The following is a 12897-nucleotide window of genomic DNA, read 5'->3' as shown; positions in this document are numbered from 1 at the left end:
GCAGGCGTAGGCGTAGGCGTAGGCCTAGGCGCGGGCGCGGGAAAAACGCGGCACGCGCCTCGCGTACAACTCGCGGCGCAGTCAAGGCAGTTGTGGAGCCCGGCCCTCTGGTGGCCGGGCTCTTGCCGTACCGGCACACCGGCTTCCGCATGCGTGTGCCAGGCTGTCGCTCGCAACAAACCGAACAGGGAGGGGTTCGCGGGTGGCCGCGATGCAGCTGACACGCACGCACCGAATACTCATCGGCGTGGTCGTCGCCGGTGCGGTCGTCATCGCCGGCATCGGTTTCGCGGGGTCGTACGCGGCCGTACGCGAACTGGCCGAGAAGAAGGGCTTTGGCAGCTTCTCGGCGGTCTTCCCGATCGGCATCGACGCGGGCATCTGCGTCCTGCTGGCGCTCGACCTCCTTCTGACGTGGATCCGCATCCCCTTCCCGCTGCTGCGCCAGACGGCGTGGCTCCTGACGGCGGCGACGATCGCCTTCAACGGGGCTGCGGCCTGGCCGGACCCGTTGGGCGTGGGCATGCACGCGGTCATCCCGGTCCTGTTCGTGGTGGCCGTCGAGGCGGCGCGGCACGCGGTGGGGCGGATCGCGGACATCACGGCCGACAAGCACATGGAGGGCGTACGCCTCACGCGCTGGCTCCTGTCCCCCGGACCGACGTTCAAGCTGTGGCGGCGGATGAAGCTGTGGGAGATTCGTTCCTACGAGCAGGTCATCAAGCTGGAGCAGGACCGTCTCATCTACCAGGCCCGCCTCCAGGCCCGCTTCGGCCGCAACTGGCGCCGCAAGGCCCCCGTCGAGTCCTTGATGCCGCTGCGGCTCGCGCGCTTCGGTGTACCGCTGGCCGAGACGGCTCCTGCCGGGCTCGCGGCGGCGGGCATCGAGCCCGCGCTGCTGCCGCCCGCGCCGGTGCCGGTGCCGGTGGCGGCGGAGTCGCAGCAGCCGGAGCTGGTGGCGCCGCCGGTGCCGCAGCTGGAGTCGGAGCGGCAGCAGCCGCAGGGCCAGGGCCAGGGCCAGGGTCAGAGCCAGGCCCAGCAGGAGCAGGCGGCGCAGGAGCAGGTCGTGCCGGAGCCTGCGGGGGCGCATGTGAGCCCGTGGTTCGCCGCTCAGCAGCCGTCGTACGTTCCTGAGGAGCCGCACGACCAGTGGTACGCGGACCAGCAGGCGTACGCGGAGCAGCAGGCGTACGTCGAGCAGCAGGAGTATCTGGCGCAGCAGCAGGCGTACTTCGACGAGCAGGGCGGGGGCGGGGTCGGGGCCGGGGTTGCTCCCGCCGAGCCGGAGTTCCAGGTGCCTGCGGGGCCCGGCCGTACGCGGCCGCTCGGGGGTCAGCATCTGATTCCGGGGCCGCGTGAGGAGCAGGTCGGCGAGGGCGAGGTCCGCGAGGTCCGCGAGGAGCGTGAGGAGCGTGAGGACCGCGAGGTGGGGCCTGAGGAGCTGGGGCCGTTGCCCGAGGCTTCCGGTCTGCCGGACGACGTCTCGCGCGACGACGCGTACTTCGCGGCGTTCCGCAAGTACGTGAGCGAGCTCGGGGACTATCCCAACGCCCGGCAGTTCGGCCTGTACTTGATGGACCTGTACGGCGTCACCGGGCAGGCGGGCGGGCCTCCGGCGGAGAGCACGCTGCGTCCGTATCTGCGTGATTTCCGGAGCCGCTACCAGGAGGAGCTGGACTCCGAGTACAGCGCGTAGTGGGGGCTTACGCCTTGCTGTGGGTGCGCTTCTTGGCGGTCTCGCCCCAGATGGCGAGGGCGGCGCCGGTGATGGCCAGGGCGAGGTAGGCGGGGGTGGGTATGTCCCACCACTTGTGGAGGAGGCCCCAGGGCTCGTCCCCGAAGAGACGCCCGGCGGCTCCGAGCGCGCCCTGAATCCCTACGACCCATCCGACGATGGCGATGATTTCCTTCATACGTTCACGATCTCTGGCCCCGGGGCCTTGGGCGTCCTGCCCGGGAGGGATCTCCCGGTACCCCAAAAGATGCACCCCCGCTTGCAGCGGACGCCTCCCACCGGGCACCCGGCAGTCCCCCCTGCCCGAACAAGCTGCCCCACCGCCCCGGCACCCGGCAGGCCTCCCCCGCCCGAACAGGCTCCCCCACCCACCCACCCGACACCCGGCAGTCACCCCTAACCGAACAAGCCCTCCCACCCACCCGCCCGACACCCGGCAGACACCCCTGACCGAACAAGCCCTCCCACCCACCCGCCCGATTGCCCCGCAGCACCCAGCCGACGAGCACGCCCCCCCCACCTGACTGCCCCACGGCCAGTGCTCCGGCCCCCCAATGCCCCACAGCCCACCCACCCGATCGCCCCCGGGCAATCGGGTGGGTGGGCGGGAAAAATCCGCCGCGAAGCGGCGGTTCAGTCCGCGGCACGCGAAGGCAAGCGGCACCCCCAAACCCCCGCCCCGCGAAGCCGGCCCGCGGCACGCGGAGAGTCCCGGCAGCCCGAAGCCACCCAGCACCCCCAGACCCGGCACGCGGCACGTGAAGGGGGCGGATCCCAGTGAAAACTGGGCCCCGCCCCCATCCCCGTACCGCCGAAGCGGCCAGCGTTACGCGCCGAGGAGCTTGCGCACCCGCTCCGCGCCCACGGCGAGCAACAGCGTGGGCAGGCGCGGTCCCGTCTCCCGGGTCACCAGGAGGCGGTAGAGCAGGGCGAAGAAGGACCGCTGCGCGACCTTGATCTCCGGGGGGAGTTCCTTGGCCGTCGCGTCCGCGGAGAACCCGGCCTGCACCTTCGGCACCCCGTACACGAGGTGCGTGAGCCCGTCGAGGGACCAGTGCGAGTCCAGGCCCTCGAGGAGCAGCCGCAGTGACTCGCGGGCCTCGTCGTCCAGCGAGGACAACAGTTCCGCGTCCGGCTCCGAACGCACGATCGTGCGGGCATCCGCCGGGACCTGGGTGGTGATCCAGTTCTCGGCGCGGTCCAGGCGCGGCCGTGCCTCGTCGAGGGACGAGATCGGGTCGGTCGGGTCCAGGTCCCGCAGGATGCGCAGGGTCTGGTCCTCGGCGCCCGCCGTGACGTCCGCGACGGACGCGAGCGTCCGGTACGGAAGCGGACGAGGCGTCCGCGGCAGCTCACCGGCAGCCGTCCGCACCGCACGCGAGTGCGCGGCGGCGTCGGCGGGCAGCACGGTCCCGTCGGCGACCTTCGCGTCCAGCTTGTCCCACTCGTCGTAGAGCCGCTGGATCTCCTGGTCGAAGGCGATCTTGAAGGACTGGTTCGGCTTGCGACGCGCGTACAGCCACCGAAGCAGCGGCGCCTCCATGATCTTCAGCGCGTCGGCCGGAGTCGGCACGCCACCCTTCGAGGACGACATCTTCGCCATCCCGGAGATGCCGACGAACGCGTACATGGGGCCGATCGGCTGCACGCCGTCGAAGATCTCGCGCACGATCTGCCCGCCGACCACGAAGGACGACCCGGGAGAGGAGTGGTCCACGCCGCTGGGCTCGAAGATGACGCCCTCGTACGCCCAGCGCATGGGCCAGTCGACCTTCCAGACCAGCTTGCCGCGGTTGAACTCGTTGAGGTGGACGGTCTCGCTGTGGCCGCAGTCCGCGCAGACGTACGCGAGCTCGGTGCTCTCGTCGTCGTACGACGTGACCGTGGTCAGGTCCTTCTCGCACGCGCCGCAGTACGGCTTGTACGGGAAGTACCCGCTGGAGCCGCCGCTGCCGTCGTCCTCGCTGGCGGCGCCGGACCCCTCGGCGGCCTCGAGCTCGGCCTCGTCGACGGGCTTCTGCGACTGCTTCTGGCCGCCCTTCCCGGGGGCCTTCTTGGTCCGGTACTGGTCGAGGATCGCGTCGATGTCACCGCGGTGCTTCATCGCGTGCAGGATCTGCTCGCGGTAGACGCCCGAGGTGTACTGCTCGGTCTGGCTGATCCCGTCGTACTCCACGCCCAGCTCGTCGAGCGCCTCGGTCATGGCCGCCTTGAAGTGCTCGGCCCAGTTCGCGTACGCGGAACCGGCCGGGGCGGGCACGGAGGTGAGGGGCTTGCCGATGTGCTGAGCCCAGGAGTCGTCGATGCCGGGGACGCCGGCCGGGACCTTCCGATACCGGTCGTAGTCGTCCCAGGAGATCAGGTGACGGACCTCGTGCCCGCGCCGCCGGATCTCGTCGGCGACGAGGTGCGGGGTCATGACCTCGCGGAGGTTGCCCAGGTGGATCGGTCCGGAGGGGGAGAGCCCGGAGGCGACGACGACCGGTTTGCCCGGGGCACGACGCTCCGACTCGGCGATGACCTCGTCCGCGTAGCGGGAGACCCAGTCGGTGGTATCGGTGCTCTGAGCCACGATCGGCACGCCTTTCTGCTTCATCTCTTCTTCTACGTGAGTACCGCTTGTCGGAGTCATTCTCCCAGGTCGACCCGCAACCGCGAAAACCGCTTTTCACCCCGTGGGATACTCGAATTTCCAGGATCCGTCCGACGGCCCCTGGACCCCCAGCAACCAGGCACCCGAGCAGAACGGCACCCCTTCATGGCCTCGGTCACGTCCCTCACCGCCTCCGTCCACCAGCGCCTCGCGGACGCCCTCTCGGCTGCCCTGCCGGAGGCCGGCGCCGCCGACCCGCTGCTGCGACGAAGCGACCGGGCCGACTACCAGGCCAACGGAATCCTGGCCCTCGCGAAGAAGGCTAAGGCGAACCCGCGTGAGCTCGCGACGAAGGTCGTGGACGCGATCGACGCCCCTGACCTGCTGAAGGACGTCGAGGTCTCGGGCCCCGGCTTCCTGAACGTGACGGTCACCGACAAGGCGATCACCGAGAACCTCGCCGCGCGCGCCGCCGACGGCGAGCGCCTCGGCGTGCCGTACGCCGAGCAGCCGGGCACGACGGTGGTGGACTGGGCGCAGCCGAACGTGGCCAAGGAGATGCACGTCGGCCACCTGCGGAACTCGGTCATCGGCAACTCCGTGGTCAAGATCCTCGAGTTCACCGGCGAGAAGGTGGTCAGCCGCCACCACATCGGCGACTGGGGTACCCAGTTCGGCATGCTCGTGCAGTATCTGATCGAGCACCCGGACGCGCTGGGCCACCAGGCCGCCGACGGCACCGAGCAGGCGGGCGAGGAGGCCATGTCGGGCCTGAACCGCGTCTACAAGGAGTCGAAGGTGCTCTTCGACTCCGACGAGGAGTTCAAGACGCGTGCCCGGCGCCGGGTCGTGGACCTCCAGGCGGGCGACCCGGAGACCCTCGCGATCTGGCAGCGGTTCGTGGACGAGTCGAAGGTGTACTTCTACTCGGTCTTCAACAAGCTGGACGTGGAGATCGAGGACGCGGACATCGTCGGTGAGTCGGGTTACAACGACATGCTGGCGGAGACCTGCCGCATCCTTGAGGAGTCCGGCGTCGCGGTCCGGTCGAACGGCGCGCTGTGCGTGTTCTTCGACGACGTGAAGGGCCCGGACGGCAACCCGTCCCCGCTGATCGTCCAGAAGTCCGACGGTGGTTTCGGGTACGCGGCGACCGACCTCTCCGCGATCCGTGACCGTGTCTTCAACCTCAAGGCCGACACCCTCCTGTACGTGGTGGACGCGCGGCAGTCCCTGCACTTCAAGATGGTCTTCGAGACGGCGCGCAGGGCGGGCTGGCTGACGGAGGACGTCAAGGCGGTGCAGCTGGGCTTCGGCACGGTGCTCGGCAAGGACGGCAAGCCGTTCAAGACCCGTGAGGGCGAGACCGTACGCCTCATCGATCTTCTCGACGAGGCGATCGACCGGGCGTCGGCCATCGTGCGCGAGAAGGCGCAGGACCTCTCCGAGGAGGAGATCGCCGAGCGCGGTGCCCAGGTGGGCATCGGCGCGGTGAAGTACGCGGACCTGTCGACGTCGGCGGTGCGCGACTACAAGTTCGACCTGGACCAGATGGTGTCGTTGAACGGCGACACGTCGGTGTACCTCCAGTACGCGTACGCCCGTATCCAGTCGATCCTGCGCAAGGCGGGCGACGTCTCCCCCAAGGCCCACCCGGAGCTCGAACTGGCCGAGGCCGAGCGGGCGTTGGGGCTGCACCTCGACCAGTTCGCGGAGACGGTCGCCGAGGTCGCCGGGGAGTACGCGCCGCACAAGCTGGCCGCGTACCTGTACCAACTGGCGTCGTACTACACGACGTTCTACGACAAGTGCCCGGTCCTGAAGGCGGACACCCCGGCGCAGGTCGAGAACCGTCTGTTCCTGTGCGACATCACGGCCCGCACCCTGCACCAGGGCATGGCGCTCCTCGGCATCAGGACGCCCGAGCGCCTCTAGCCCTTGAGTGCGCTTCCGAGCCTGCGCAGTCCCTCGGCGATCTCGTCGGGGGACTGCGTCACGAAGCACATGCGCAGGGTGGCCCGATCGGGTTCACCCGCGAAGAACGGCGCTCCCGGGACGTACGCCACGTCGTGCTTGACGACCTCGGGGAGCAGCGCGCCGGTGTCGTATCCGTCGGGCAGCTTGGCCCAGACGAACATGCCGCCCTCGGGCCGCAGCCAGGTGGACCCCTCGGGCAGCGCGTCCCCGATGCCCGCGAGCATCGCGTCCCGGTGTACGCGGTACTCCCCCGCGACGTGCGCCACGTGCGCGTCGAGGTCGTTGTCCGCCAAGTACCGTGCGGCGGCGAGCTGGTTGACGGTGGGGGTGTGCAGGTCGGCGGCCTGCTTGGCGATGGCGCAGGCCCGCAGCAGCGTGGCGGGGCCGCGCAGCCAGCCCAGGCGCAGGCCGGGCGCCATGACCTTGGAGAAGCTGCCGAGCAGGATGGTGCGGTCCTCGGCGCCGGGGTACGAGGCGATCCACGGCACGCGCTCGCCCTCGAAGCGCAGCTCTCCGTAGGGGTCGTCCTCGACGATCCACAGTCCGCGGCGGGCGGCGACGGCGGCGATCGCGGCGCGGCGTTCGGCGGGCATGGTGCGGCCGGTGGGGTTCTGGAAGGTGGGGACGGTGTAGAGCAGCTTGGGCCGGTGGAGGGCGACGAGTGCGTCGAGGGCGTCGGGGTCGATCCCGGCCTCGTCGCACGGGACGGGCACGACGTGCGCGCCCGCGAAGCCGAAGGCCTGGAGTGCGGCCAGATAGCAGGGGCTTTCGACGAGGATGGTCTCACCGGGCTCGATGAGGGCCGTGGCCAGCAGCGACAGCGCCTGCTGCGAGCCGGTGGTGACGACGATGTCGTCGGCGTCGGTCGCGAGTCCGCGCACGGAGAAGCGTGCGGCGACGGCGGACCGCAGGGCGGGCTCGCCCTCGGTCGTGGCGTACTGGAGCGCGCGCTCGGGCTGCTCGGTGAGCACGGCGTGGAACGCGGCGGCGATGCCTGCCTTGTCGAAGAGGCCGGGGGCGGGGAGCCCGCCCGCGAAGTTGATGACCTCGGGCCGCGCCGTCACGGCCAGGATGTCCCGTACGGGAGAGCCGCCGACGGAGGCGACGCGGGCCGCGAACTCCGGTACGGGGGCCGGGCCTTGGGTCCTTGCCTCGTCCTGGCCGGTGGGGGCGTGGGCGTCGGTGACGGTCATCTGCGGCTCCTTTGTTTTCCGGCAGCGTAAGGACTTGCGTGGCGTTTACAAGCACCATTCCGGGATGCGGACGCCGTCCCCGCTGCTCGGGTCGGCGCGGCTAGGCAGGCGGGTCCGGCACGTCGTCGTTGTCGCGGTTCGTCTTCGTCCACTTCTTGCTGTTGAGCGAGAACCCGTAGACGGGGCGGCCCTTGTCGCCGCTCGTGGCGAACGGCTTGCCCGTGTCGTCGATGCGCAGCGTGCCGTGCCGGGAGCCGCTCGACCAGTCCAGCTCCAAGTACCAGCGTACGTAACGGGTGTTGGCGGTCGCGTTGATGAAGAACGCCTCGGGGTCGCCGGCGCTCACCTTGTAGGGGAAGCCGCTCTCCCCTTCCTGCGGGGTCGGGCGCGGCACCGAGGCGTCCAGGTTGACGTCGAAGGAGTGCTGGGGGACGTTGCCTCCGCAGCCGACGCCGAGGTAGCCCATCTTGTAGTTGGTCCAGGCGAGGGGTGCGCTGGTTCCGGCGACGCGGACGTTCAGGGACTCCAGGACGACGGTTTCCTTGCCCTTGCCCTGCACGGTCAGCTTCACGGTCTGGTCCCGCGCGGAGACCGCGCCGTTCGCGGCCACCCAGCCGGCGGCGTCCTGCTCGTTGGGGGGCGGGGAGAGGGTGGCGGGGGTCTTGTCGACCAGGTAGGGGTGACCGCAGGGCTCCGCCCAGTACTGGGGCTGGGTGGAGACGGTCACCGGAGCACCGCCCTCGGCGGCGCCTGTGCCGCCACCGCCCTTGGCGCCGTCTCCGGTGCCGGGGGCCCCGGCACCGGCTCCGGCGCCCTTGCTCTTCCCGTCCTTCGGCCGCTCGGAGCCCTTCGGCTCCTTGCCGGGCTTGCCCTTCCCGGACTCTTTCGCCGAGGGCGATGCCGACCCGGAGCCGTCCGGGCCCGGCTCCCGCTCGCCGTGCGGTGCGGGTGAGTCGACGGCGGCACGGTCACGGTCACCGCCGCCGGACGCGGCCTGTACGGCGACTGCGGTGGCACCAAGGGCGAGAACGACACCCGCGGCGACGAGGACCCGCGCCCGGGGCAGCCGCCTGCCCTCGCTCCCGCTGCCGGTGGGGGCACGGCCGATGACGATGCCGGGGGGTTCGTCGCCTGCTTCGGCGGGGTCCGTGGCCGCCACCGGCTGGTCGGGCGCCGCGACCGTGGGAGGAGCCGCTTCAACAGCCGCTTCAACAGGTTCCTTGCGGTCACCCCTCGAAGCGTCGGCCAGGATCCACCGCCGGTGGAGTTCGACCATCTCCTCCCGCGACGCCTTGCAGACCCGGGCGAACCGTTCCAGCGGAGCGAACTCCGTCGGCACGGCCGACCCGCTCACATACCGGTGCAGCGTCGACGTCGACACATGCAACCGCTTGGCCAGCGACCCGTAACTGAGCCCCGACCGCTCCTTCAACTCCCGCAGCAACTCCGCGAGACCGCCCGCCCCCACGCTCTCTCCATCCCATTCATCCGTTCCAGGGAACGGAGTTTTCCCAGCTCACGGCCGTACGAATGTCCCGGCGTCCCCCAACTGCCGTTCCACGCTGTGCAACGGGACAGAACCCCGCACAAGCTCTGGGCCATACAAGCACGCCGCGACCGGGAGCCCCTCGGCGCGGCTCGCGTCTCCCGCATCACACCGAAAGAGATCAGCCATGCGACTCAGCACCAAGGCCGCCGCCGTTTCCGCCACGCTCACCGCCGCCCTCTCGCTCACCGCGCTCGGCGGCGCCGCCTCGGCCGCCACCCCGGCCGCCAAGGCGGCGCCGGTCACCTGCACCGCGGCCACCACGAAGGTCACCGTGCAGGAGGTCGACCGCCCCATCAACCACCTGCTCCTGAAGGCCAAGAACACGGGTACGAAGACCTGTTACGCGTACGGAGCCCCGTACCTCCGCTTCGACGAGGGCCAGGCCGCCACTCCGTGGCTCGACGCGAGCACGCCCCAGGCGGTCGTCACCCTCGAGCCGGGCCAGACGGCGTACGCGGCCATCGGCACGTCGTCGCCCGAGGGCTCGGAAGGCTCTCAGGCCCACACGCTGGACGTCCTCTTCTCCAACCGCGCGATGAACGGCAGCGCGGGCGGCCCGGCGGCGGCGAAGCTTCCGGAGGGTGGGGTGTACGTGGACAGCTCGGCGTTCGTCACGTACTGGCAGACGTCGGCGTCGGACGCGCTGATCTGGTGACGGGGTACTCCCACTAGGGCCGGCGCCGAGTGGGTGGCTGAGAACCCCCGACAGCCACCCACTCACCCACTCACCTACTCACTCACTCACTGACCAGAAGGTAAGTACCGCACAAAATAGTCGGTACTTGTTCTCCCCGCAGGGCCCCGCAAGGATCAAAGGCGTACCCGGAAACCCCCGAAAACGCCCCCGAAGGAGCCCTCATGCCCAGCACCAGCAGTCCCGTGACCGTCCTCGGCCTCGGCCTCATGGGCACCGCCCTCGCCTCCGCCCTGGTCAAGGCGGGCCACCCGACCACCGTCTGGAACCGCACCGCCGCCAAGACGGGCCCCCTCGCGGCACAGGGCGCCACCCCGGCCGACACGGCGAAGGACGCCATCGAGGCCGCGCCCCTCGTCATCGTCTGCCTCACGACCAACGACGACGTACGCACCCTGCTGGCGCCGGAATCGGAAGCGCTAGCCGGCCGCACCCTCGTGAACCTCACGAACGGAACGCCTTCCCAGGCAAGGGAGTTGGCGGCGTGGGCCGAGGCGCACGGCATCACGTACATCGACGGCGGCATCATGGCCGTCCCCCAGATGATCGCGACGCCCGCCGCGTACATCCTCTACAGCGGCACCGACGAGGCGGCCTTCGAGGCGCACCGCGCCACCCTGACCGTGCTGGCCGCCACCAAGTGGGTCGGCAAGGACCCCGGCCTCGCGGCCCTGCACGACCTCGCCCTGCTCACGGGCATGTACGGCATGGCGGCGGGCGTCGCGCAGGCCTACGCGCTGATCGGCAGCGAGGGCATCCCGGCCCGGGAGTTCGCGCCGCTGCTCGAGGACTGGGTCGCGGGCATGACGCACGCGATCGTGCCGGAGACGGCCGAGGCGGTCGACACCGACCAGCACCTCACCGACGTGTCCAACCTCGCCATGAACCGCGCGGCGTTCCCCAACTTCCTGCAGGCGTACGCCGAACAGGGCCTGCGGCCCGACCTCTTCGCCCCCTTCCAGGGCCTCCTCGACCGCGCGGTCGAGGAGGGGTACGGAGCCGACGGTCTCTCCCGCCTGGTGACCCTGCTCAAGCAGGACTGAGGCCCGCGCCCGAAACTGGACCTACTACGGAACCAGCACGACCTTCCCCGTCGTCTGCCGTCGCTCCATGGCCGCGTGGGCCTGTGCGGCCTGCGCCAGCGGGAACGTCTGCACCGCGGGCACCAACTCGCCCTTGGCCGCGGCCTCCAGAGCCCGCCGCTCGTGCTCGGGGCCGTCCTCGGGGCGCTCGATCAGCCGCATCAGCGCGTTGGTGACGGTGATGTCCCGTTGCTCCACAAGACCCGGGTCCGGCTCGAAGCCCTCCTGCGAGGACCAGCCGATGACCACGTACCGCCCGCCCCTGCCGATGAGCCCGAACGCGGCGGCGGACTTCTCGCCGCCCACCCCGTCGAGCACGACGCTCACCTCGCGCCCGTCGAGGCGCTCCCGCACGAGGTCCGCCCAGCCGGGCTCGTTGTAGTCGACGGCGAGGTCGGCGCCGAGCCCCCAGACGGCCTCGACCTTGTCGGCCCCGCCCGCGGCGCCGATCACGACCGCCCCCACGGACAGCGCGTACTGCACCACGAGCCGCCCGACGCCACCGGCCGCGGACGTCACCAACACCACGTCGTCGGCGGTGAGTTGTGCGACGTCCAGCAGCCCCATGGTCGTCGCACCGGTCATCACCATGGTCACGGCGGCCTCGTACCCGAGCCCGTCCGGCACCTCGTGCAGCTGCGCGAGTTCGGCCACCGCCAGTTCGGCGTACCCGCCGGGCGCGCTGCGCGGGGTCACGACGGACCGGCCGAGCCAGGCGGGGTCCACGCCGGGGCCCACCGCGTCGACGACTCCGGCGGCCTCCCCGCCGAAGACGGCGGGGAGTTCGGGCAGCGGCGGCGCCATGCCATTGGAGTCGCCGCGCCGCATGACGGTCTCGACGAAGTGAACTCCCGCCGCGCGTACGGCGATCCGCACCTGGCCCGGCCCCGCGACGGGGTCGGGCAAGGTCTCGTACGTCAGGTTCTCGGCGGGACCGAACTCATGCAGGACAACGGCGCGCATACGTCCTCCTCAGAACGTCGACGCCCGTCGCTCGGAACGTCGATGCACACCACCCTGCAACCTCAACCAAACTTGAGGGCAAGCCCTCAGAGCTGCCGCGCCACCTCGGTGGCCCAGTACGTGAGGATCATGTTCGCGCCCGCACGCTTGATGCCCGTGAGGGACTCCATGATCGCCCGGTCCCGGTCGATCCAGCCCCGCTCGGCGGCGGCCTCGATCATCGAGTACTCACCGGAGATCTGGTAGGCGGCGACCGGCACCTCCACGGCGTCGGCGACCTTCGCCAGGACGTCGAGGTAGGGGCCCGCGGGCTTCACCATCACCATGTCGGCGCCCTCTTCGAGGTCGAGCGCCAGCTCGCGCAGGGACTCGCGGGCGTTGGCCGGGTCCTGCTGGTAGGTCTTGCGGTCGCCCTTGAGCGACGAACCGACGGCCTCGCGGAAGGGGCCGTAGAACGCCGACGAGTACTTGACGGTGTAGGCGAGGATGGAGACGTCCTCGTGGCCGACCTGGTCCAAGGCGTCACGGATGACGCCGACCTGACCGTCCATCATGCCGCTCGGCCCCACGACGTGGGCGCCCGCGTCGGCCTGGACCTGCGCCATCTCCGCGTACCGCTCGAGGGTGGCGTCGTTGTCGACGCGGCCCTCGGCGTCCAGGACACCGCAGTGTCCGTGGTCGGTGAACTCGTCGAGGCACAGGTCGGACATGACGATGAGGTCGTCGCCGACCTCGGCGCGCACGTCGCGCAGGGCGACCTGGAGGATCCCGTCCGGGTCGGTGCCGACGGTCCCGGCACCGTCCTTCTTCTCGTCCTCGGGCACCCCGAAGAGCATGATCCCGGCGACCCCGGCCTCCACCGCGTCGACGGCGGCCTTCTTCAGGCTGTCGCGGGTGTGCTGCACGACGCCGGGCATCGCACCGATCTCCACGGGGGCGCTGATCCCCTCGCGCACGAACGCGGGGAGGATCAGGTCGGCCGGGTGCAGCCGGTTCTCCGCGACCATGCGCCGCATGGCGGGCGTGGTGCGAAGGCGCCGGGGCCGGGCTCCGGGGAACGATCCGTACTTGGTCACTGTCTCTCTCACCTCACGAAAAGATTCCGGCCCCG

At 70.8% G+C, this 12897-nt stretch carries 10 protein-coding genes; 4 read left to right on the top strand and 6 right to left on the bottom strand.

What is annotated here, in order from left to right; translation table 11 throughout:
• Nucleotides 1-202: 202 nt before the first annotated feature.
• The gene (locus AB0M70_RS41295; RefSeq protein ID WP_365828869.1) at nucleotides 203-1696 is read left to right on the top strand and encodes a DUF2637 domain-containing protein; all 1494 of its coding nucleotides are present in this window, start codon (nucleotides 203-205) and stop codon (nucleotides 1694-1696) included.
• A 7-nt stretch (nucleotides 1697-1703) separates the two neighbouring features.
• Here the strand turns inward: AB0M70_RS41295 and AB0M70_RS41290 are convergent, their stop codons facing one another.
• Entirely contained in the window at nucleotides 1704-1913 is a 210-nt protein-coding gene (locus AB0M70_RS41290) for a hypothetical protein (protein WP_365828867.1), read from the bottom strand.
• Nucleotides 1914-2561: 648 nt separating this feature from the next.
• A complete protein-coding gene (gene lysS, locus AB0M70_RS41285) occupies nucleotides 2562-4316 on the bottom strand; it encodes a lysine--tRNA ligase (protein ID WP_365828960.1) in 1755 nt (584 codons plus the stop codon).
• Nucleotides 4317-4493: 177 nt separating this feature from the next.
• On the opposite strand from lysS, the gene argS reads away from it, so the two are divergent.
• On the top strand, nucleotides 4494-6263 hold the full coding sequence (gene argS / locus AB0M70_RS41280) for an arginine--tRNA ligase (protein WP_365828865.1): 1770 nt from the start codon (nucleotides 4494-4496) through the stop codon (nucleotides 6261-6263).
• On the opposite strand, the gene AB0M70_RS41275 is transcribed toward argS, so the two are convergent.
• Both AB0M70_RS41275 and AB0M70_RS41270 read right to left on the bottom strand, forming a co-directional pair.
• Nucleotides 6260-7498 carry a PLP-dependent aminotransferase family protein gene (locus AB0M70_RS41275; RefSeq protein WP_365828863.1) on the bottom strand — a complete coding sequence of 413 codons (1239 nt, stop codon included), beginning with the start codon at nucleotides 7496-7498 and terminating at the stop codon, nucleotides 6260-6262. The two genes, argS and AB0M70_RS41275, sit on opposite strands and share 4 nt — an antisense overlap.
• A gap of 100 nt (nucleotides 7499-7598) precedes the next feature.
• Nucleotides 7599-8966 (bottom strand): helix-turn-helix domain-containing protein, encoded by a 1368-nt coding sequence (locus tag AB0M70_RS41270; RefSeq protein ID WP_365828861.1) that lies wholly within the window; start codon nucleotides 8964-8966, stop codon nucleotides 7599-7601.
• A 205-nt stretch (nucleotides 8967-9171) separates the two neighbouring features.
• Here AB0M70_RS41270 and AB0M70_RS41265 point away from each other — a divergent pair, with 205 nt between their 5' ends.
• Both AB0M70_RS41265 and AB0M70_RS41260 read left to right on the top strand, forming a co-directional pair.
• Entirely contained in the window at nucleotides 9172-9702 is a 531-nt protein-coding gene (locus AB0M70_RS41265; protein WP_365828859.1) for a DUF4232 domain-containing protein, read from the top strand.
• A 203-nt stretch (nucleotides 9703-9905) separates the two neighbouring features.
• A complete protein-coding gene (locus AB0M70_RS41260; protein ID WP_365828857.1) occupies nucleotides 9906-10784 on the top strand; it encodes an NAD(P)-binding domain-containing protein in 879 nt (292 codons plus the stop codon).
• Between the two features lie 24 nt (nucleotides 10785-10808).
• Here AB0M70_RS41260 and AB0M70_RS41255 read toward each other — a convergent pair whose 3' ends face one another.
• Complete coding sequence (locus AB0M70_RS41255) at nucleotides 10809-11786, bottom strand: zinc-binding dehydrogenase (RefSeq protein ID WP_365828855.1); 978 nt, start codon at nucleotides 11784-11786, stop codon at nucleotides 10809-10811.
• Nucleotides 11787-11872: 86 nt separating this feature from the next.
• The gene (gene hemB / locus AB0M70_RS41250) at nucleotides 11873-12862 is read right to left on the bottom strand and encodes a porphobilinogen synthase (RefSeq protein ID WP_365828853.1); all 990 of its coding nucleotides are present in this window, start codon (nucleotides 12860-12862) and stop codon (nucleotides 11873-11875) included.
• Nucleotides 12863-12897: the final 35 nt, after the last annotated feature.

This window comes from Streptomyces sp. NPDC051214, from assembly GCF_040682375.1.
Lineage (GTDB): Bacteria > Actinomycetota > Actinomycetes > Streptomycetales > Streptomycetaceae > Streptomyces.
The sequence above is the reverse complement of the archived record's forward strand: the minus strand, read 5'-3'. Positions and strand labels throughout refer to the sequence as shown.